Here is a 23,386-nt window from a genome sequence, read left to right on the forward strand (position 1 = left end):
CTAGTATAAGATATTGGCGTTATTAGCAGAAGCGAATTATCGTTAATTTAATGAAACTAAACAGCATTTCGCTTTAACTATACTTGTTAGTTAATTGTTTGGTGAAAATATCTTTAAGTAGAGTTAATTCATTAGTTCGGACATAGTTAAGTCTAATGATTAAGACAATGGTGCGGTGTGGCCCGGGTTCATTTACATGAATCGCCCGAAGTTCTGACTCGTTCAAGGTCAATGGCTCTAAGGCTATCTGTGGCAAAAGTGTTGTACCAAGTTTTCCTGCAACCATTTGTATCAAAGTATGAGGACTCGCCGAGTCAACATCAGTGTCTTGCTTTTTGTGTGAAGGCTGCAAGCGATAAGCTGCTATGGCATGACCTTTTAAGCAATGGCCTTCTTTTAAAAACATCAGCTTATCAATTTCTAACGCTTCACTGGTAATTCCCTGAACTTTATTTGGACACTCATCTTTATGACAGACCCAATAAAAGCCTTCTTGCCAAAAATTGAAACTGATCAATCCCTCAATAGAGTAGGGTAATGCAAGAATATCGGCATCAATTTCACTGGCAGGTACCTTTTCAACAAGTCTATGTGATAGGTCTTCAATAATTTTTAATTGAAAATATTAAACCAGTCATTATGTAAAATAGAACATTATCTTCAATTTAATCAACTATTCAATTCTCCTTATTGTTCTTATGCTAACGATGACATTTTATAAACCCATTATTATAAAAAAGGACTGCACATGTTTAATAAAACCCTTCCGATTGCTGCGGCAATCTCTGTTGCTTTATCTGCAATGGTAATACCTACAACTGCATTCGCGGCCAATGAAGCAAAAACCAATCAGTTTTGGTGGCCAGATATGTTAAATCTTAGCCCCTTACGCCAGCATAGCGCTGAATCTAATCCATACGGCGAACAATTCAATTATGCTGAAGAATTTGCCAGTCTTGATTTAACCCAACTTAAAAAAGATATTCAAACCACACTGACTGACTCAAAATCTTGGTGGCCTGCAGATTGGGGGCATTACGGCCCATTAATGATCCGCATGGCTTGGCACAGTGCTGGTGTGTATAGAGTACATGACGGGCGCGGCGGTTCGTCGGGTGGGCAACAACGTTTTGAACCCCTTAATAGCTGGCCTGATAATGCTAACTTAGATAAAGCGCGTCGATTATTATGGCCGGTTAAACAAAAATATGGTCGTAAAATTTCTTGGGCTGATTTGATGGTGCTTTCGGGCAATGTAGCGCTAGAATCGATGGGTTTTAAAACCTTTGGTTTTGCTGGTGGCAGAACGGATGATTGGGAACCTGATTTAGTTTATTGGGGATCTGAAACGACCATGCTTACTGATAAACGTCGCGATAAAAAGGGTAAATTGAAAGGTCCTCTTGCTGCAGTAGAAATGGGCTTGATTTATGTTAATCCAGAAGGGCCCCATGGTAAACCTGATCCTCTCTTAGCTGCCCAAGACATCAGAATGTCATTTGGTCGTATGGCGATGAATGATGAAGAAATTGTTGCTTTAAGCGCTGGTGGTCATACTTTTGGTAAGGCACATGGAGCGAAAAAACCCAGTGATTGTGTTGGTGCAGAGCCCGCAGCCGCTGATATTGAAGCACAGGGTTTAGGCTGGAAAAACAAATGTGACAGCGGTGTTGGCGCAGATACGATAACCAGTGGCTTAGAAGGTGCTTGGACAACGACGCCAACACAATGGTCAACGAATTACTTAGATAACCTAATGAACTTCAACTGGGTTCTAACGAAAAGCCCTGCTGGAGCTAAACAGTGGACACCTGAAAACAAAGCTGCGGTTAACTTAGTACCGGATGCCCATATCCCTAATAAACGTAATGCACCCATTATGTTTACTACAGATCTTGCTCTAAAAGAAGACCCTGAGTTTCGTAAAATTGTTGAACGTTTTAGAGCAGAGCCTGAAGCATTTGAAAAAGCTTTTGCTCGAGCTTGGTTTAAATTAACACATCGTGATATGGGACCTCGTGCAAGATACGTGGGCAGTGAAGTGCCGAGTGAAGTGCTAACATGGCAAGACCCTATTCCTGCGGTCAACTATCAACTGATTACCAAGCAAGATATTGCTGAGCTGAAAAAGCAAATTACACAGTCAGATTTAACCACTGCTGAGTTAGTGAGAACGGCTTGGGCTTCAGCATCGAGTCATCGTGTCACCGATATGCGCGGCGGTGCTAATGGTGCTCGCATTAAACTAGAGCCACAAAATAGTTGGACGGTTAATAATCCAGCCGAACTTAATAAAGTATTAACAACACTTGAAGTTATTCAAGCTAAATACAATAAGCAATCAGCTAAAAGGCAAGTATCACTAGCAGACTTAATCGTATTAGGTGGCGCAGCAGCTATTGAAAGTGCAGCCAAAAAAGCAGGCACAACAGTAGCTGTACCCTTTATGCCTGGCCGTGCTGATGCAACACAAGCACAAACTGATGTTAAATCATTTAATTATTTAGCACCAAAAGCGGATGGCTTTCGTAATTTTTATACGGATGAAAGTTACCTATCGCCAACAGAGATGTTAGTGGATAAAGCCAATTCTCTTGGTTTAAATGTCCCTGAAATGACCGTGTTGGTTGGCGGTATGCGAGCACTTGATGCAAACTATGATGGTTCATCTTTTGGGGTGTTCACAAATACTCCTGGTGTCTTAACGAATGATTTCTTTGTAAATTTATTAGATATGTCTACCGTGTGGACTAAAGATGAATCTACAGCTGGAATTTATATCGGTGCTGACCGCGCTTCAGGCAAGGTAAAGTGGCAAGCGACACCGGTTGATCTTATCTTTGGCTCGAGCTCTGAATTAAGAGCCATTGCCGAAGTGTATGCCTCAGATGATGCTGACAAAAAGTTTATTAATGACTTTATTAAAGCCTGGGTTAAAGTGATGCAATTAGACCGCTTTGATTTAAAGTAAGCTTGTTTATTTTTAAACTATATCGCTAATACGGCTAAGGCTGTATTAGCTTTTTTTAGCAATAACATCTTATAAAAAAGGTAAAGTCTACAACAGACTTTACCTTTACATACGAGTTTTAGGTTAACAGACTATAAGTAGGTTTTTAAAAAGCTTAAGTACTTATTAGATGCTTCAATGCGATTAGCTTTTTTACTAAAGCCGTGACCTTCATCGTCAAAGACCAAATAGTCAACGAAAGTCCCACCGCTTCGAATAGACTCAACCATTTCATCACTTTCAATTTTTAATACTCTAGGGTCATTTTTACCTTGTACAACAAGTACCGGACTTTTGACTTTATCACCGAAGAATACTGGAGAAATACTGCGTAAACGTTCTCTATCTGTACTGGGATCTCCTAACTCATCATAAAGAGACTGTCTAAATGCCTCCCAGTAGGGTGGAATACTTTCTAGCGTTCTGACCCAATTAGTGACACCAAAGATATTGACACCGACAGTAAATTCATCGGTAAATGCCATTGCGGCCATGGTTAAATAGCCACCGTAACTTCCGCCAATAACCCCTATTCTATCTTTGTCGACCCAATCTAAAGTCTGTAAATAATATTTATTATAGACAACATCTTTTAAATCATGGTCACCGTGCTTCTTATCATCTAAATGAAAGAAGGTTTTACCATAGCCACTTGAACCACGGTTATTTATTCTAAAAATAGCGTAGCCGTTATTGACCAAATGCTGAATGGTAGCGGAATAACCCTTACGACTTTGACCTCCTGGGCCTCCATGTATCCATACTAAAGCAGGGACTTTTTGTGTAGCGGCTTGTTTGGGTTTATATAAAATCCCAGGAATTTCTAAACCATCAAAACTTTTAAAGCGGACAATTTCGCCAACAACTAAGTTCTCTTCAATAATATTAGGATTACCTGTGTTAGTTAAGCGCTTAATACGCTTTGATCCTAATTGATGAACATAGAGGTTAGAAGGCGACGTATCTGAATTGATATAAAAAATAACTAAACTGGCATCAGCTGAAAAGTTTACGCCACGTAAATCGCCACTGGGCAATTTAGGAAGTGTTAACGGTTGCTTTATTTTCAGGTCGATAATTTCTATTTTAGTTTGCGCATCGGCATTAACACCAGTGACTTGATAACGGCCATCTTTAGAGAAGTAAGTGAAACTAACGTCCCAATCTGCAGCGTAGTTTAGTGCTTGTGTTTTTGCTTTTATATCATAAGCCCAAGCCTGTTTATATTCGCCAAATTCGTCTGTTGAATATATCAGCCGCTTACTATCACGAGTAAAAGTGTAGGCACTGTGTTCAACATCACCTTGATGCTCAGTTATAAGTGCAGTTAACTCGTCTGCTTTATTTAAGTCGGCTAAATATAAATTGGAGTCTGCATTGCTATTCGTTTTGCTCAAAGCAATATACTGACCATTTGGGCTGATAGTTTCGACTGAATAGCCGGCAGAATTTTGATAAATAAGATCCCTTGAATAATCATCATTTTGATAACGGTATACATCAAAAAACTTAGGGTCCCTTTCATTAGAGGCAACAAAAAACTGTTTATTATCTTCATGCCAACCAACAAAATAAGCTTTTAAGTCTTTACCTGGGGTAAGGTCTTTTATGCTGCCTGATAATTCTCTTACATATAAATGATCTAATTCGTCACCGCCCTTGTCTGCGGTATAAAGAATTCTGTCGTCTTTAGGAAACCAACTTACTGCAAAAACAGAGTCAACTGTTGACTGAGTTAACTGTATTGGGGCTGAGCCATCAAGTGGCATTTTGTAGGCATTAAAAATACCTGTTTTATCATTACTGATCAAAACCGCACTGGCATCAGCATTAATTGATGAGCCAGAGACTGAGGTTGTTTTAAAGAACTCTTCTGCGCTATAGGTCTCAAAGACAGGTTTTTTTTCTTCGATAACGGCTTGTTTAGCTACCTCTTCGACGGGTTTAGAACAGGCAAAGAGTAATAGTCCTGTGCAAATTATTGTAATCAATAGCGGAAACTTTATCATGGGTGAAATCCTTTTGTTGCGATGATCAAGAAACTAAGTCAGTTGCTTGTTTTTTGTTCTATACCAGTATAGTGCATAAAATAAAGATTACAGATACGTTAATCAATGATGACAAAGTAGTAAAAATATAAACGTTAACAAGCGACATTTATTCATATAAATTTCACTTTATTTAACCCGTTTTAGCGTAACACCTAACCAAGCGTTTGATATTAGCTATGCCAAACAAGACCTGAATACAGCTAATACAAAAACGGGGCAACTAATTTATTGATTTTCCTAGCCATCAATAGGGTATGTCGTATACCTTAGTAGTATTCAAATACTGATGAGAAATAACCTTGCAACCCATTATTAAAATCACAGATGTTAACAAAGTATATGCGGGTGGTTTTCAAGCACTTAATAATATTAACTTATCAATAAAACCTGCTGAAATCTTTGCCTTGCTAGGACCAAACGGCGCAGGTAAAACTACACTGATCAGTGCTATTTGCGGCATAGTTGATGCCACGTCTGGGCAAATCACCGTTGATGGCAAAGATATCGTCACCGGTTACCGACATACCCGAAGTCTTATTGGCTTAGTACCACAAGAGTTAACCACTGACGCCTTTGAAACAGTATGGACAACAGTTTCATTTAGTCGAGGTTTATTCGGCAAAAAACCGAATCCAGCTTTTATAGAAAAAACGCTAAAATCATTATCACTTTGGGATAAAAAAGATAACAAGATGATTGAGTTATCCGGTGGTATGAAACGACGAGTGATGATAGCTAAAGCGCTCTCTCATGAACCTGCTATTTTGTTTTTAGATGAACCAACCGCAGGTGTCGATGTAGAGCTGCGCAAAGATATGTGGCAACTGGTTAGAGAATTACGCAACGACGGTGTCACCATTATTTTAACGACACACTATATTGAAGAGGCTGAGGAAATAGCCGACCGTATTGGTGTGATCAAAAACGGCCAGCTCATTTTAGTTGAAGATAAAATAGCGTTAATGAATCAATTGGGTAAAAAGCAATTGATCCTCGATTTAAAAGAACCGTTAATTGAAATGCCTGCGCAATTGACTGATTTCAATTTACAGCTACAAAATGAAGGGATGCAATTAATTTATAGTTACGACACCACCAATGAACACACAGGAATATCTGCTTTACTTCAGCAATTGTCATTAGCGGGTATTGCCTTTAAAGATATCAAAACAGATCAAAGTTCGTTAGAAGATATATTTGTTTCATTAGTAAGGGAAAAAACATGAATCGTTATGCTGTTGCGGCAATTTACAAGTTTGAAATGGCCAGGACTAAACGTACTATTTTTCAAAGTATTATTTCTCCAGTGATTTCGACGTCACTTTATTTTGTTGTTTTTGGTTCTGCCATTGGCTCTAGAATTACTGAAATAGATGGCGTGAGCTACGGTGCTTTTATTGTACCTGGGTTAATTATGCTCTCGTTATTAACACAAAGTATTTCCAACGCCTCATTTGGTATTTATTTTCCTAAATTTACCGGCACTATTTATGAACTACTTTCTGCTCCGGTATCTTCCTTTGAGGTGCTGCTCGGTTATGTCGGTGCGGCAGCGACAAAATCCATTTTGCTAGCATTGATTATTCTCGCAACAGCACATTTCTTTGTGCCTCTGGAAATAGCCCATCCATTTTGGATGTTGTTCTTTTTAGTGATGACCGCTATAACCTTTAGTTTGTTTGGTTTTATTATTGGCATCTGGGCAGATAATTTTGAGAAACTACAAGTGATCCCACTTATTGTTATTACGCCTTTGGTTTTCTTAGGGGGCACTTTTTATTCTGTCAGTATGCTGCCGCCGTTTTGGCAAACAGTAACGCAATTTAACCCAGTTTTTTATTTGATTAGTGGCTTTCGATGGAGTTTTTATGAAGTGGCTGACGTAAGTTTACTAACAAGCTTTTTTGTGATGAGTGGCTTTTTAGCTTTTTGCTTATTAGCGGTTACTTGGATATTTAAAAGTGGTTATCAGATAAAACAATAAAAGAGATAGGCTGTTTACGCTATTTAAGCAAAAGTTACTAAAGGTTTTGTCCATTATGTACGACCTTTAGTGCTTTGTTTAGGCGATAAAATATAGGGTTACTTTGCCAATTAACAATACGGTTAAGCCAAATCCTATATTCAACACGAGTTCACTCTTGAGTAACATTTTTAGTGTTTTCATAAAATCTCTCCACTTATTCGAATAACTTTATTCTCTCCTCAACATTAATTATTATTAATAAATAGTGTCGAGAAGTTATTATTAAGTAGTACGAGATGTGTTGGATGATGGTTTACTTTCAATTAAAACTAAATAAATTAATGATGAGATAATGCGAACTGATTAAGTCAGTCTTTCATTAAATGCCTAACGCTGACTACTTGCTGATAAATGCTATAGTTTCACTTAATATTCATTGGGCGATAAAGACGAGTCAATAATATTTAAGCTGTTATCTGTTAATAAAGTAATGAATTTTATATCTTAGCTGACGGTAAAAATATTGGGTTTACTGTTTATTTTGGGAAGAGTCATCATCGCTGAAAGATTTTTACATCGCTAGATTCTATTTTTTTTGCGGGGATTAAAAGGGGTTATTTAAAAGTTACTAAAGGCTTTGTCCATTATGTACGACCTTTAGTGCTTTTCTTAGGCGATAAAATATAGGGTTATTTTGCCAATTAACAATACGGTTAAGCCAAATCCTATATTCAACACGAGTTCACTCTTGAGTAACATTTTTGATATTTTCATAAAACCTCTCCGCTTATTCAAATAAGTCTATTAAAACGAGATAAAAGGGCTTAGCAATGTAAACCAGAACCCTTTTTATTTTACTAACAATTAATGTAAAACTTAGCTAATTAAAACACAAGCTAAGTTTTATTTTTTTATCAACACTATTCATTATGACCGAAAGTAATATTATCAAAATAGCTTACGGTATCTGCAGCTCTGCCGTCAGTAAATTCAGGGAAAACTATCACCGAGTCAATATTAATGGTTTCAGCCATACCAATACGGCTAGAAAAGTCAAAAGTAAGCTCTTCCCATTCATTGATTTTAGTATTAGGTACCTTGATTTCTGCTTGTGCCGCAGCGCCTACAGAGAACTTTAATGCCACATCACTGATAACAGACTTATAAACCATTATTTTAACAATGCTATTGGTTGCGTCCATCGTAAATGGTGTGGTATTGGCCGCCGTTGTTTCAGTACCAGCCCATGGCTGACCTGCCATTCTAGCGGTAAACATAGCAACTGTTGTTGAGTCATTCACTGTTGATGAAGCCGGGTTAGCAACAAATTCGAGTGCAGGGTTATCATCATTTTCAAATACCGCCCAAACAAAATCACTGCCTAAACCTGTGGCTTCAAAGTCATATGGAGTTCCAACGGCAACAAAGTTACCTGCAGAGACTTCTTCAGCAGCAGGGGTGGTAAAATCATCAAAGTAGAAAGTCCAGTTAGCGGCATCGCTCGCGGCATCGCCCATCACGCCATTATCAAAAATTAGGGTAAGTCTGGTTTCACTTGTACTAGTCGCGCCAGTAAAATCAAAGTTCAACTCTTCCCATCCTGAACCAGTATGGTTTGCTGTTCTTTCTGCATCCATATCGTCAAATTTAACTAAAACGGGTACAGCACGCGAAGCCCAAACTTTCATGGTAATCATGCTATTAGCTGGAATTGCCGCTGGTGTAGCCAATGTCATTGTTGAACCACCCCAAGTTTGGCCCGCAGATTTTGTCATTTGACCCACTTGAGCGCTGGTATTAATACCCGTTGCATCTGGGTTGGCTAGCACAACGGCTGCACCTCCATCAAAATCATTAAAGGTGTAGCTTTGTGGATCAGCTTCAAAATCAGTGGTACTTGTAGAGCCACCACCTACGACTTCTTCTTCAGCGGTTGCAGGTGTTGTTATTTCGTCATAATAAAAGGTCCAATCTGCCGCGTTTCCTTCTGCGTCGCCCATAGTGCCTAAATCAAATATTACCGTAACGCTGTCTAAGGCGCCGGTTACATCATCTGCAAAATCGTAACTAAGATTTTCCCAGCCAGTGCCTGCATGATCCATTGATATTTCTTTATTAATGCCTTCAAGTTTAAATAACACAGGTACTGCACGCGCCGACCAAACTTTCATTGTGAAGGTGTTATCTTCCGCAGCCAAGGTTAATGCTGTAGGCAAGGTTAATGTACTGCCTCCCCAAGGTTGTCCAGCCAATTTTTGCATTTCTACGACTTGGTTGCTGGTATTTATGCCCATTGCTTGTGGATTAGCCATCACAGTTGACATGCCGCCATCAAAATTATTGAAAGCATAGGTCTCTGCAGCACCTTCAAAAGCAATCATATTACGGGTGTTTTCAACTGCAGCGTCAGCAACGGTAATGGTAAATGTTTGCATTGTATCTACAGTGCCATCATTCACTGTTAAGGTGATTTCTGTAGCAGCAACATCACCCGATGCCGGTGTGCCTGACAATATGCCTGTACTGTCATCAAACGTTAACCAAGAAAGCGCGCCTGGGACAGTTGTTGACATTGTCAATGTATCGCTGTCAGCATCGGTTGCCATAAGTGTGTAGGAGTATGACTCACCAACAGTAGCACTTGTAACGCCAGTACTTGTAATAACAGCAGCATTGTTAGCTTGTGCTTGAACAGTGACTGAAACAGTAAAGGATTGAGTGATTTCATCAGTGCCATCACTTACGGTTAAAGTAATTGCCGTATCTCCGGCATCACTATCCGCTGGCGTACCCGTTAAGCTTCCGGTTGCACTATCAAACGTTAACCAAGCGGGTAAATTTGTGGCTGACATTGTTAAAGTGTCACCATCGGCATCGGCAGCGACTAGTGAGTAGCTATAAGTGGAACCTGATTCAATTGTTGTGACCGCTGTGCTGCTAATAGTTGGTGCGGAGTTAACTTCTATAACGTCAGCAACTTTATCATCGCTTGAACTTCCCCCACATGCAGATAAAGCTAAACCTAGGCTTAGGACGATTATGTTTTTGTTGAAGCTTTTTTTATTTTTTATATTAGTCATTTAGATCCCCTATAAACTGTTCAATTGTCATTTGATTATTTGCAGTATTGGCAATATAAAACCAAGCTTGTGTCGTTATACTTAGGTTTGTATATAGCAGCCGTGCTGCTTAGTTGAAGGTACTCACTTGGCTAATTAAATAGCCAAACTTGTTCTTCTTTTATTATTTTATGATGCATTTCTAGTTAAATTTAACTGAGATTAATCGTAGAAAAGCCAAAAATAAACTACAGTAAAAAGTGATACAAACAATCAGGAAACGGTGAGTCGTCCCTAATTTCATGGTCAAGTGGGTTTTTATTAAATTTTGCACTGTAATCGGGCTTTTATTGAGCGATTTGACTTTAAAGTGTACTGATTTGTTGGTGTAAGGAGATAAATAATAGCTTTTATCCGCTAATTGTTAGCGGTGTTTTACACGTGATGGGCGATTTTATCGGGCAATTAACCCTTAATATAATACGGAGTATTTATTAGTGTGATGGCAAGATACTAAGGTTGAACACTTATCAATTGGGTGTTTTTTGGTGTTAATTATTAAAAAGCTAATGGGTAAAGAGAGCACTGAGCTTAGTCTTTATCATATTATATAGATGATGACTCACCTTGCTTTAAAGTTGTATTAGCCTCTTAATACAAAACCCAAGTAAAGCGGTAATTATAAAAGCCAAAAAGGTCATCAAAAAAAGTCGTTTGACCCTGTTTTGTCCATTTCAACTTTGCACTATCCCATCTGACCGTATTTAAATGCTAATTAGTAAATCGTTGTGCTAAAAGATATTTAGTTAATAACAGTATTTTGTTTACGATTGTATTTGTATTCACGTGAGCTTTGTAGATAAAAGTAGCGTATAGACATTATAAAAATGATTATAAATATTTGATTTGGATATCTCTAGGGGAGAAGACATGAAAACTAAAAGCAGTGTTAAATTTAAAACACAAGGCTTGGCCGCGTTAATAGGGCTAACGGTTACGTTAGGACTTGCTGGCTGTGGTGGTGCAGCCACCGAAACTAAACCAGATATTATTGATCCACAACAACCTGTCTCTGATTGGAAAATGGTGTGGAATGATGAGTTTGATGCAAGCACAATAAACAGTCAAAACTGGACGCATGAAGTTAACTGTGACGGTGGTGGTAACCAAGAGAAACAATGTTACACCGACAGCGCTGAAAACTCATATATACAAGATGGCATATTAAACATTGTAGCCTTACCCGCAGCCGAGGGCGCCGCTTTACCTTACACATCAGCACGTATGATGACGCGTTACAAAGCCGATTTTAAATATGGACGTATGGAAATGCGTGCAAAAGCGCCTTCAGGACAAGGTAGCTGGCCCGCATTTTGGATGATGCCTACCGATGAAGAATATGGCGAATGGCCACGTTCGGGTGAAATTGATATCTTTGAATCAGTTAACTTAGGTGTAGCGAGAGAAGACGGTACCGCAGAAAACCATGTTTACGGAACACTTCATTATGGTAAAAGCTGGCCTAACAATTCTCAATCAGGACAAGCTTATAGCCTAGCAAGTGGCGCTAACCCAGCTGATGATTTTCACACTTACGCCATTGAGTGGCAAGAAGGTGAAATTCGCTGGTACATGGATGACCATTTATATGCAACACAGCGACAATCCAAAATTCGCTACAACTCTAAAGATGAAGCAGTAGGCTTAGCACATCGAGGTTGGTTTACTGAATACTACGACCAATTATCGGGTGAATTAAAAACCTATTGGAGCAAGGCTCCTTACGACAAAGAATTTTATTTAGTACTTAACTTTGCTGTTGGTGGCACTTGGCCTGAAAATGTTAATGACTTAGGTGTTGATGCCACAGCTTTTGGTGCAGATAACAAATTTGAAATTGACTATGTACGTGTTTACCAGTGTCAGCAAAATATTGATACCGGTAAAGGCTGTGAAACAGTAAGACCTGGTTACGATAGTTTAGAAGATGGTCTTGTTGAAGGTAAAGCGCCAGTTCCATTGCCCCCAAGTGATGGTGTTGCTAAAAACCTAGATATTTTTAACGGTACTTTAAATGCTAACTGGATTGCTTGGGATTGTTGTGGTGGTACTTCACCTGCAATTATCGCTGATGCCGATAAAGGCGATGCTGTTCAATTTAATATTAATGATAACAATGGCACCGTATTAGGTTTTTCAACGCGAGGCGGACATTTTGGAGATGATTTTTCTGGCGAGTCTAGCCCATTTGATGCATCACCATTAGTTGATTTAAATGGTACTTTGTCATTTGAAATGAAAGTGGTTACCCCGCCATCTTCTGCGACTACTTGGTTATTAAAAGTCGAAGCCGGTGACGGCGGACCTAATACTGGCGATGTTGCGCTTAACACCAGTAATGAAGGTGCAGATCCTGTTGTGGGTCAATGGCAAACTTATACATTCCCATTATCAGTCTTACAAGACGCAGGTCTAGATCTTAGTGCAATTGATGTGGTGATGATATTCCCAGCTTGGCAAACAGGCGAAGGTGCTGAATATTTAATTACTAATATCGCGATTGAAGGTGACGTTGGTGGAGCGCCTGAATTAGTGGTCTTTACCGATGACGAAAATCCAAGCTGGCCAATGTGGGATTGTTGTGGCGGTTCTATGCCTACTGTTGAGTTAGACGATGATGCTCACGGTAACGTAGCTGAATTTTCTATCGGCGGTGAGCCAACGGTAATGGGCTTTATATCTAGAGCTGATAACACAGATTCACCTGCGCCATTTGATGCCTCTGCAATTCTTTCTAACGGTGTAATTCAATTTGAAATGAAAGTAACGGCTATGCCTGGTGATGCGGCTTGGATGTTCAAAGTTGAAGCAGACAATAATGCTACTTTTGCAGAACTTACCTTAACTGACTCTGTTGAAGGTGTTTCACCGGCTCTAGATCAATGGCAAACCTATACTTTTAACTTATCTGATTTAGCGAATGCTGGTTTAGATGTCAGTGCGATTGATGTCTTAATGGTATTCCCTGCATGGGGTGCTGGCGAAGGTGCCATTTACCGTCTAGATAACGTTAAAATTTATGACCCAACAGCAACATCTGTTAACAATGATGTTTTATTTGCTGATGCACCTGCTACAGGTTGGTCAATGTGGGATTGTTGTGGTGGCACAACACCTACACTTGAAAACGATGATACCGCTCATGGCGTAACGGCTGAATATGTTATTGGTTCACAGCCAACGGTTGTTGGGCTTGATGCTGAAGATGGCGTTTTTGTTGATGCCTCAGGTATCTTAGCCAATGGTGTGGTGAAATTTGATGTTAAAGTTGTTACACCACCAAACGATGCGGCAAGTGTTTGGATGTTTAAAATCGAGTCAAATAAAGCCGAAACTTTTGCAGAGCTTCCTTTAACAGGCAGCACAGAAGGAAAAGCACCGACTACGGGTGAATGGCAAACCTACACATTCCCACTGCAAACATTATTTGATGCGGGTTTGGATATTAGTCAGATAGATGTATTAATGATTTTCCCTGCTTGGGGAACTGGAGAAGGGGCTGTTTTTCGTCTTGACAATGTGATGATAACGGCACTGTAACCACGATATTAGCAAAGGTTGAGCGGCTTTAAACAGCCGCCGTCATTAAAACTAATTTTAAGAAAGTAGGGTAACCATGAAACATTCAATTTTTAATAAAAAGCGCCTAGCCGTTTGTATATCAGCGGTTTTAGCAACCGGTTTGAGCAGTCAGCTTTATGCCGAAGAAGCAGTAACAGATAAAGTCAATAATAGTGAAAAAGACGCTGGGATAGAAGTTATTCAAGTGACAGGTATCATGAGCAGTTTATCTCGCTCTATGTCAGTAAAAAGAAACGCTTCTGGCGTTGTCGACGTCATATCTGCTGAAGATATGGGTAAATTTCCAGACACTAACTTAGCCGAGTCATTACAACGTATTACCGGTGTTTCGGTCAGTCGTTCAAATGGCGAAGGCAGCCAGATAACCGTGCGCGGTTTTGGTCCAGAGTTTAACCTAATTACACTTAACGGTCGTCAAATGCCGGGTACAGGTAATTCACGTTCATACAGTTTAGAAAATTTGTCTTCTGATGGTGTTAGTGCTATCGAAGTACATAAAACAGCGCGTGCAGAAAACCCAAGTGGTGGTCTTGGCGCGACAGTGAATATTATTACCATGAAACCTTTTGCTAGCCCTGGTGAGAAATTTGTTCTTTCAGGAAAAGGTATTTATGACTCGTCTAATGTTGAAGGTGATGATGTTACACCAGAATTTTCAGGCTTATACAGTAATACTTTTGCTGATGACACCTTTGGTTTTGCTTTGTCGTTCTCTCATCAACAACGTGACTTTCAACAACAATCGGCAAATATTCAAGGTTGGCAGTTTCAGCCAGACGCACAGCTTCCGACTTTAGATGATGACAAAGTCATTGATAACCGTGATGCAAATGCGGCAGCGGGTGCTTTTTTCCCTCGTGATATGAACTATGGTATTGCTAACGTTGAGCGTGAAAGAACCAATGCCAATGTTACTTTCCAATATGCGCCTATTGAAAGTGTGATTATGACACTTGATTATACGATGGGAGAGTCAACAACAGGGACTAATTCTATTGGTTGGGGTCAATGGCACGATTTTGGCGGCAACATTGATGCTTACGAATTAGATGAAAATGGTACGGTTATCTTTGCCGATTTGTCTGGTAACGATGGCTCTTATACGGCCAATCGAAATACAACTGAAACAAATGAAAGCTCATTAGGTTTTAATGTTGAATGGCGACCGTCCGATGACTTTGTTTTTTCAGTCGATTACCATAGCTCAGAAAATAAAGCTGATAACGGCAAAGATAAAGGCATGAATGGCACGGGATCATTAGTTTTTGGCTCAGATCAATTGGTTAATAAACATTATGACTTCAGACAAGGTGATATTCCACAAGGGACAATCTTCTGGAAAAATGGCTCTACAACGCTTGCACCTAGTGAAATAGATTCACATTTTAGCCAATTTGAGCATACTCCTGGAAAGTCTGAAATTGATCAACTGCAAATCGATGGTTCATGGGAAAACCCAGATGACTCGTCATTAAAGTCAGTTAAGTTTGGTGTTGCTCGTACTGAGCAAACCATGGGTGGCTCACGTTCATGGAGTGGCCTGATTGGTGGTTTCTTGTTTAACCCCAATTATTCAGCGGCATTTCCTGATGGAATGTTTGAGTACAATACAACCGATGGCTTTTTGGATGAATTTTCAAATGGCGACAACCCTATGGGTGCTGGATACTATTATAGTTTTGACTTTGATGAAGCGGTTGCTCGTTCAGCGTATTATTTGAACAGTGATGTATTAGGCGACGACTTTTTTAGTACCGATGCTTACCGCCCTGGTAGTGTTCAATCACAATCTTCAGTAGATGAAGATACAACGAGTGTTTATGCATCGTCTTTATTTGAGTTTGAAGTTGCTGAATTACCCGTGCAGGTAAATGTTGGTTTTAGATATGAGCAAACAGATGTAACCAGTAATGTCTTGCAACCTATACCTACCGAAGTTTGGTGGAAAGGTGGCAGTGAGTGGCTTACTCAATATCAACCAGGTGAAAATACTATTTTATCGCTTGAAGGTGAGCATGATGTCTTTTTACCTATGATTGATGCCAAAATTGATCTTAGTGAGGAACTTGTTGCCCGTGCATCTTGGGGGAAAACGATAGCTCGTGCTCCTTTAGGCAGCTTAGCTGGTGGCCGTTCATTAGGGGCAAGTACGCGTCCTAACTCTCGTATAGGTGGTGAAGGTAACACTAACCTTGACCCTTATGAGTCTACTAACCTTGATATTTCTTTAGAATATTATTACGCAGAAGGCAGTTATGCTGCTATTGGTTATTTTAGAAAAGACGTAAAGAATTTTATTAGTAGCCAAACAATAACGACATCAGTTGATGATATGCGTGATATTTATCAGGGACCACGTTGGAATCAAGCGGTATCTGACCTCGGTGGCACGCCAACCAGTGATGAAATTTTTGCACAAATGCAAGCTAACGGAGCGACGTTAAACGCTCAAGGCTTTATTGAACCAGCAGGTGATGATCCATTAATGCAATGGGATATTACCCGTCCATTCAATGCCCCTGATGACAAGATGGTTGACGGCATAGAAGTCGCTGTTCAACATTTTTTTGGCGAGAGTGGTTTTGGTTTCGGTGCTAATGCGACCTTTGTTGATGGTGATGTTAAATTCGATGTTGAGGACATAACTAAAGTTGATAGTGTTGCTGATTTAGAGCCGCAAACACCACTAACTGGTTTAAGTGATTCGGCTAACTTTCAATTGTTCTATGAAAAAGAAGGTTTGTCAGTAAAAGTCACTTACGCTTGGCGTGACGAATACCTTATTGGTGTAGGACAAGCTCAAGGTTCTTCTGATGCGCCACCACAATTTGCTAAAGAGTTTGGTCAAGTAGATATGAGTATTAACTACGACATTGATGAAAACTTTACGGTATTTGTTGAAGGGTTAAATCTTAATAACGAAACCGAGCAATCTTTTGGTCGTTACGAAGAGCAGTTTTTATCCGCTAGACAATACGGTACTAGATATACTGTAGGTGTTCGTTACAGCTTTAAGTAAACCTGTAATCTAGTGAGTTTCAACTAATAGGCCTATATTGTTTTGCGATATAGGCCTTTTTTATTTTATAACCTTATATGTATAAGCTCGTTAGTCGAGTCAATAATCAAAAGAGACGTTTTATGTTAACAATTCGCGAAAAAATTGCTTATGGCTTGGGTGATACCGCCAGTAATATTATTTTCCAAACGGTAATGATGTTTCTGTTGATTTTTTATACTGATGTGGTGGGGATTTCGCCAGCTGTTGTTGGCACTATGTTTTTAGTGGTGCGTTTATTTGACGCGATAACTGATCCGCTGATGGGGGCACTTGCTGACCGCACTAGAACACGTTTTGGACAATTTCGACCTTATCTACTTTGGCTCGCTGTGCCGTTTGGCATTATTTCTATTATGGCATTTACTACGCCAGACTTGACGGGTAACGCTAAGGTTATATATGCCTTTGTTACCTATACCTTGTTAATGATGGTCTATACCGCAATTAATATCCCATATTCTGCGTTAGGTGGTGTTTTAACGACGCAGCCTGCTGAACGCGTATCAGTGCAAACTTATCGATTCGTTTTAGGGATGCTCGGTGGATTAATTGTTGCCGCAGGCACTTTGCCTTTAGTTGAGTATTTTGGTGGTGGTGATAAAGCCAAAGGGTATCAGCTCACTATGGTCGCGATGAGCCTTTTAGGCGTGGCGATGTTTCTATTATGTTTTAGTGGTACTAAAGAACGTGTGTGCGTACCTGAAAATCAGCAAACATCCTTTTTCGACGATTTAAAAGCACTGTGGCAAAATGATCAATGGCGAATATTGTCGCTGGCTGGTTTATTTTTACTAACAGGCCAAGTATTAAGAGCCACATTAGCGATATATTATGTTAAATATGTGCTCGGTCTCGAAGCGCAAATTACTTTATTTATGTCGCTGGGCATGATTGGTAGCATTTTAGGCTGCGCTTGTGCTCAAGCTCTTGCAAAAAGAGTCTGCAAGATTAAGGCTTATATTAGTTTACAGCTCATCGCCGCTTTTATCTGTGTGATCAGTTATTTTGTCCCCAAAGATCAAGTGAACACCGCTTTTGCATTGTTTTTTTTATGGAGCTTCTTTTTACAAATGGCAACCCCTTTGTTGTGGGCAAAGATGGCTGACACCATTGATTATGGTCATTGGAAAACGGGTGTTCGCATAACCGGCATGGTCTATTCTTCGGTGGTGTTTTTTATCAAATTAGGTGTCGCTTTTGGTGGCGCTTTCGCTGGTTGGTTACTGGCTTATTATGGCTACCAAGCAGACGTTGAACAAACAGAAACGGCTAAAGAGGGGATTTTACTATCATTCACTGTTTACCCCGCATTAGGTTCAATACTTGTTGCCTGGGTCATGCGAAAGTACGTGCTTAACAAAGAAAAAGTTGAACAAATACATTTAGCCTTAAAGACTCACGGGGCTTAGTCGTTAAGCGATAAGTGTCGTTTTTACCGCAAGGCTAGTCCATCTTGCCTTGTTTTGATTGCGATACATTCTAGTTCCCTTATTGTTGCTCTTAATATTGCTAATAAATAACGCTACGTAGCTGAGATAACGTTATGAATTTGGAGCTTCAATACCATGAAGAATAAACAAAGTAACAAAAAATCATTGCTGGTCTTGGTTTTAATCTTGATCCCTGTATTACTTATTGGCCGAGCACTGATAAGCGACGATGAACGTTATCAGTCCGATGATGCTCATTTATCTTCTGTTCATCAGGGCGACAAGCAAAGTGATCATAGTGAAAAAAATAACACGGTAGTTTGGGCAATTAATGTTGGTGGCAGTAAATATGTTGGTGTTGACGGTATAAGCTATCAAGCAGATCAATCGATAACTTCCTGTGATATAGGTACGATTGAAAATATCAAAGGCTCACAAGATAGTTTTATTTATCAATCTTTTCGCTTTGGTAATATTGGCATCAAGCAACCCATGGAAAATGGCCAATACGATATCATTTTTAAATTTGCTGAACCTGAAGATACTGCTATGGATGCCCGAGTCTTCAATGTTTTTGCTGAGGACAAGCTGGTTATTAGCGATTTAAATGTCAGGCTTGCTCGAGATGGTAAGCATATCTCGGCCTTAGCACGAGCTGTTTATAATGTTGAAGTGACCGATGGACAGCTAGATATAAACTTTGAAGCGATCAACGGGCAGCCAATCCTTAGTGCCCTAATTGTCCGTAAAAAAGAAATTGAGTCAAAGCAATGGCAATTAGTTTGGAGTGATGAATTTAATTATCAAGGTAAGCCAGATCCAAATAAATGGAGTTATGATATTTGGCCTGCTCGTAAGGTGAACAGTGAAGATCAAACTTATACCGATAACCTCAAAAATGTCCATGTAAAAGACGGTAATTTAGTGATCACCGCCTACAAAGAAAATTTAGATGATGCAAAATATACCTCTGGCCGTATTCACTCACAAGGTAAAGGCGACTTTCTTTACGGACGTGTCGACGTTCGAGCTAAGTTACCGGCAGGGCAAGGCACTTGGTCAGCTATTTGGATGTTGCCTAGTGATCCTTTTAAATATTCAAGCACCTGTCAAGAAAATGAAGATTGGCAAGGCAGTGCAACCTGTGATGCTTGGCCCAACTCGGGTGAAATAGACATCATGGAACACGTTGGTTACGACATGCAAACCATTCATGGCACCGTACATAATAAAGCTTATTATTGGGCGAATTGGGAACAACGAAAGGGCAGTATCGAAGGTCAAGATGTTGAAAAAGCCTTTCATCTTTACTCCGTTGAGTGGACGCCAGAGAGTATTACCGTATTGTTTGATAATGTGCCTTATTTCTTTTATAGCAATGAATCTAGCGGCTGGCGCGCTTGGCCTTACGATCATCCTTACCACGTTATTTTAAATCTCGCGATTGGCGGTATGTGGGGCAAAGCAGGTGGCCCGATAGATGACAGTATTTTTCCGGTATCAATGGAAGTTGACTTTGTCAGAATATTTAAACCCTTAAATCAGTAAACCGTAAATTTTAGAAATAGATGAATTTAAACGTTTATCTATCAATTTATTCAATTATTTAGAACAGTAAAGTACCTTGAGTTTAGGTAGGAATTAAAAATGAAAATATGTAATACCCACAACAATCAAGTGACCGGTGAATTTGTCACTATCGCTGACGAACGTTTTTATGCCATTAACAATGTTAATAAGATGGCTCCTTTTTTTGTTAGCGTTATTTCTAATAGTGACCATTGGCTATTCGTTTCATCAACGGGTGGATTAACCGCGGGGCGTGTATCGCCAGAGACGCCTTTATTTCCTTATATTACCGTAGACAAAATTCATGAAAGTGAGTTAAATACAGGGTGTAAAACCCTACTACGTGTTAATACGGGTAGTGAAAAGGTTGATTGGGAACCCTTTAATCGTGAGCATGAACTTCGTTTTAATATCACCAGAAACTTATACAAGAACGTTTTAGGCAATAAACTGTGTTTTGAAGAAATTCATAATGATTTGCAGTTAGCCTTTCGCTATACCTGGGCAACGAGCGACACTTATGGTTTTGTAAGGAAGTGTGAATTAGAGAACTTATCAGATAAACCTTTAAGTGTTGAAATTATTGATGGTTTTCAGAATGTTTTACCTGCAGGTACACCGCGCTTTACGCAAACAAATTCAAGCAATTTAGTGGATGCCTATAAGTGGACCGAGTTAGATGAAAGTTCAGGTCTTGCCTTTTTTACTTTGTTTTCGGGCATCACCGATAGAGCAGAGCCTTGTGAGTCATTAAAAGCCAATACGGTTTTTTGCCTTGGTTTAGATAACACTAATATCTTACTCTCATCTGAGCAGTTAAGTGCTTTTCGACGTGGCGAACAGGTTGAACAGGAAACAACAAAGCGAGGTATTCGTGGCGCATATTTAGTGAATACTACCCTTGAACTTAAGCCGCACAGTGATAAAAAATGGCAATTTATTGCTAATATTGAGCAGACTCAAAGTCAATCTGTTGTCTTGCGTCGTCAGCTAGGCGAACGAAATAAACTCGACGAAAATATCAACGATTCTATAGCGAATGGCTCTGATGAATTAGCACGTATTATGGCTTCTGTTGATGGTTTTCAATTAACGGGTGAAGAGAGTGTTGCCGAGCATCACTATGCTAATGTTTTATTTAATGCCTTGCGTGGTGGTATTTTTGACGATCAGTATCAGATCTCTGCAGATGATTTTACCAAGACGATTAATTTATTTAACCATAAGGTTTATCAACGCAATCAAGCGCTGTTAGACAGCTTGCCGGAAAAGTTAGATTTTGTGGAATTACTGACAGAAATTAAAACGTCTGGCGATAGTCAACTTGAGCGCTTAGCTTCTGAATATTTACCTATTTCATTTGGTCGTCGTCATGGCGATCCGAGTCGTCCATGGAACCAGTTCGCTATTAAATTAGTGGATGAAAACAATAAGCGTTTGTTAACTTACCAAGGAAATTGGCGAGATATTTTTCAAAACTGGGAGGCATTAACGTATAGCTACCCGCAATTTATTGAAAGTGTTGTTGCCAAGTTTGTTAATGCTTCGACGATGGATGGTTATAATCCTTATAGAATTACCAAAGAAGGCATCGACTGGGAAGTAGAAGAACCTGATGACCCGTGGAGCTATATTGGCTATTGGGGTGATCATCAAATAATTTACTTACAAAAGATGCTTGAGCTGTCGAAGCAATTTCATCCAGAAAAATTGACTGCGATGCTGCGCCAAACACTTTTCAGTTATGCCAATGTGCCTTATCGCATTAAGTCATTTGATGACTTGGTTAAAGATGCTAAAAGCACCGTCACCTATGATGAGTCGCTCGCGCTTAACATTGAGCAACGTGTTAAAACAATGGGGGCTGATGGCAAACTGGTCCTTGACGCCAAGGGTGATGTTTATCAAGTTAACTTGTTGGAAAAATTATTAGTGCCCTTATTGTCTAAATTGGGTAATTTAGTGGTTGATGGCGGCATTTGGTTAAATACCCAAAGACCCGAGTGGAATGATGCAAACAATGCTTTAGTTGGGCAAGGTTTATCTATGGTGACCTTATGTTACTTGCGTCGTTATGTTTGTTTTTTCCAAGAGTTAATTGCTAATGAAACACAAGATGTTGAGTTGTCTATTGAAGTTAACTTATGGTTGACTGATACGGCAAACGCATTAACACATTTAGTTTCAACGTTAACCCCTGAGCCAGTAACTGCTGAGGTACGCTATCAAAGTACTGCAGAACTAGGCATGGCAGCAAGCCATTACCGTCAAGCTATCTATAGCCAAGAAGGTTTTAGTGGTAAGACGCATCAGCAGATTAGTCAGATCAGTGCGATGTTAAGTGATGCCCTACAAGCGATTGAACATACGATTGAGACCAATGAACGCGCCGACGGATTATATAACGCTTATAATTTATTGAGCCTAGAAAATAAGACCTCCAAGGTTAAAAATCTGTACCCAATGCTCGAAGGACAGGTTGCTGCCTTAAGTTCTGGTGCACTTAAACCAAAACAAGTGGTTGATGTACTCGAAGCGCTTTTTGCGAGTGATGTTTATCGCCCCGATCAAAAAAGTTTTATGCTTTACCCCGATAGAAAGCTACCAAGCTTTTTAGAAAAAAATTGTGTTGATGCCCAGCAGGTACAAGAAAACACTTCGCTGCAACAGATGCTTAAACAAGCTGATGAACGTATCATTTTGCAAGATATTGATGGTCAATATCGCTTCAATGCTGATATTACTAATAGCAATGTTCTACAAGATAAATTAACAGAGCTTAGTCAAGAATATCCTCAGGCACTGACAACTGATAAAACAGCGATTTTTGATCTTTATGAGCAAACCTTTAATCATCAAGCTTTTACTGGCCGCTCTGGTGGTATGTTTGGTTTTGAAGGATTGGGCTGTATCTATTGGCACATGGTTTCTAAGCTGATGTTAGCGGTAGAAGAAAACTTTTTTAACTGTGTTGATCAAGGTGAAAGTGACGAGGTAAGACGACAAATTGCCAGTTTATACTATCGAGTTCGTGATGGTATTGGTTTCAACAAAACGCCACTTGAATATGGTGCATTTCCAATGGACCCATACTCTCATACCCCTAAACATTCGGGTGCGCAACAACCGGGTATGACCGGACAAGTGAAAGAAGAAATACTTTCACGTTTTGGCGAGTTAGGTCTGCGCGTTAACGCAGGTGTTGTCTCGTTTGAACCAAGCTTATTGCAATCATGTGAATTTATTCAACAAGCAAAGCCATTTCGCTACCTAGATGTGAACAAAAATTGGCAAGAAATAACGGTGCCAGCAATGGGACTCGCCTTTACTTGGTGTCAGGTTCCAATTGTTTACCAGCTTAACGATGAAGTTGAACCTTCGTTAATGGTGACTTATAAAGACGGTACACAGCACACATTTTCAGCGTTGAGTTTACCTGCTAAAGAGAGCACTGAACTGTTTCTTAGAAGTGGTCAAATACAGCAATTAACCTTAACGATATCAACTGATAATTTATTCTATTAATCATTATTTAGCATAAATTTTTTGGTTGTTTGATTAAAGGCGGGGTATCAATACCCCGTCAATTATATATAAC

The 23,386-nt window shown here is 39.6% G+C and carries 11 protein-coding genes; 8 read left to right on the top strand and 3 right to left on the bottom strand.

Translation table 11 applies throughout. The features are described 5' to 3' along the window. Positions 1 to 73: 73 nt before the first annotated feature. On the bottom strand, positions 74 to 610 hold the full coding sequence (locus tag H4J69_RS00460; protein ID WP_182244097.1) for a LysR substrate-binding domain-containing protein: 537 nt from the start codon (positions 608 to 610) through the stop codon (positions 74 to 76). 138 nt (positions 611 to 748) lie between these two features. On the opposite strand from H4J69_RS00460, the gene katG reads away from it, so the two are divergent. Then, positions 749 to 2,971 carry a catalase/peroxidase HPI gene (katG, locus tag H4J69_RS00465; RefSeq protein WP_182244071.1) on the top strand — a complete coding sequence of 741 codons (2,223 nt, stop codon included), beginning with the start codon at positions 749 to 751 and terminating at the stop codon, positions 2,969 to 2,971. Positions 2,972 to 3,102: 131 nt separating this feature from the next. Here the strand turns inward: katG and H4J69_RS00470 are convergent, their stop codons facing one another. Then, the gene (locus H4J69_RS00470) at positions 3,103 to 5,019 is read right to left on the bottom strand and encodes a S9 family peptidase (protein WP_182244072.1); all 1,917 of its coding nucleotides are present in this window, start codon (positions 5,017 to 5,019) and stop codon (positions 3,103 to 3,105) included. 341 nt (positions 5,020 to 5,360) lie between these two features. On the opposite strand from H4J69_RS00470, the gene H4J69_RS00475 reads away from it, so the two are divergent. Together H4J69_RS00475 and H4J69_RS00480 are read left to right on the top strand one after the other, a co-directional pair. Beyond that, positions 5,361 to 6,287, top strand: a complete 927-nt coding sequence (locus H4J69_RS00475) for an ABC transporter ATP-binding protein (protein ID WP_182214908.1) — start codon at positions 5,361 to 5,363, stop codon at positions 6,285 to 6,287. Further along, complete coding sequence (locus tag H4J69_RS00480; RefSeq protein WP_070374125.1) at positions 6,284 to 7,045, top strand: ABC transporter permease; 762 nt, start codon at positions 6,284 to 6,286, stop codon at positions 7,043 to 7,045. The genes H4J69_RS00475 and H4J69_RS00480 overlap by 4 nt, the downstream gene beginning before the upstream one ends. Before the next feature lie 902 nt (positions 7,046 to 7,947). Here H4J69_RS00480 and H4J69_RS00485 read toward each other — a convergent pair. Continuing rightward, positions 7,948 to 10,107: a putative Ig domain-containing protein gene (locus tag H4J69_RS00485; RefSeq protein WP_182221604.1), complete on the bottom strand. Its 2,160-nt coding sequence runs from the start codon at positions 10,105 to 10,107 to the stop codon at positions 7,948 to 7,950. Between the two features lie 909 nt (positions 10,108 to 11,016). Between H4J69_RS00485 and H4J69_RS00490 the strand changes: the two genes are divergently transcribed. The 5 genes from H4J69_RS00490 (at position 11,017) to H4J69_RS00510 (ending at position 23,313) form a co-directional block, all read left to right on the top strand. Continuing rightward, entirely contained in the window at positions 11,017 to 13,686 is a 2,670-nt protein-coding gene (locus H4J69_RS00490; protein ID WP_182244073.1) for a glycoside hydrolase family 16 protein, read from the top strand. 76 nt (positions 13,687 to 13,762) lie between these two features. Next, entirely contained in the window at positions 13,763 to 16,747 is a 2,985-nt protein-coding gene (locus tag H4J69_RS00495; protein WP_182244074.1) for a TonB-dependent receptor, read from the top strand. Between the two features lie 122 nt (positions 16,748 to 16,869). Further along, positions 16,870 to 18,198 (top strand): glycoside-pentoside-hexuronide (GPH):cation symporter, encoded by a 1,329-nt coding sequence (locus H4J69_RS00500; protein WP_182244075.1) that lies wholly within the window; start codon positions 16,870 to 16,872, stop codon positions 18,196 to 18,198. 156 nt (positions 18,199 to 18,354) lie between these two features. Then, complete coding sequence (locus H4J69_RS00505; RefSeq protein ID WP_182244076.1) at positions 18,355 to 19,767, top strand: family 16 glycosylhydrolase; 1,413 nt, start codon at positions 18,355 to 18,357, stop codon at positions 19,765 to 19,767. 99 nt (positions 19,768 to 19,866) lie between these two features. Further along, positions 19,867 to 23,313, top strand: coding sequence for a hypothetical protein (locus tag H4J69_RS00510; RefSeq protein WP_182244077.1), 3,447 nt, complete (start codon positions 19,867 to 19,869; stop codon positions 23,311 to 23,313). Positions 23,314 to 23,386 lie beyond the last annotated feature (73 nt).

This window comes from Colwellia sp. BRX10-9, assembly GCF_014077405.1.
Lineage (GTDB): Bacteria > Pseudomonadota > Gammaproteobacteria > Enterobacterales > Alteromonadaceae > Colwellia_A.

Bases quoted from the DNA above. Each gene is read 5' to 3' on its own strand.
- katG (WP_182244071.1), top strand. From the start codon at position 749: ATGTTTAATAAAACCCTTCCGATTGCTGCGGCAATCTCTGTTGCTTTA.
- H4J69_RS00470 (WP_182244072.1), bottom strand. From the start codon at position 5,019: ATGATAAAGTTTCCGCTATTGATTACAATAATTTGCACAGGACTATTA.
- H4J69_RS00480 (WP_070374125.1), top strand. From the start codon at position 6,284: ATGAATCGTTATGCTGTTGCGGCAATTTACAAGTTTGAAATGGCCAGG.
- H4J69_RS00485 (WP_182221604.1), bottom strand. From the start codon at position 10,107: ATGACTAATATAAAAAATAAAAAAAGCTTCAACAAAAACATAATCGTC.
- H4J69_RS00490 (WP_182244073.1), top strand. From the start codon at position 11,017: ATGAAAACTAAAAGCAGTGTTAAATTTAAAACACAAGGCTTGGCCGCG.
- H4J69_RS00495 (WP_182244074.1), top strand. From the start codon at position 13,763: ATGAAACATTCAATTTTTAATAAAAAGCGCCTAGCCGTTTGTATATCA.
- H4J69_RS00500 (WP_182244075.1), top strand. From the start codon at position 16,870: ATGTTAACAATTCGCGAAAAAATTGCTTATGGCTTGGGTGATACCGCC.
- H4J69_RS00505 (WP_182244076.1), top strand. From the start codon at position 18,355: ATGAAGAATAAACAAAGTAACAAAAAATCATTGCTGGTCTTGGTTTTA.
- H4J69_RS00510 (WP_182244077.1), top strand. From the start codon at position 19,867: ATGAAAATATGTAATACCCACAACAATCAAGTGACCGGTGAATTTGTC.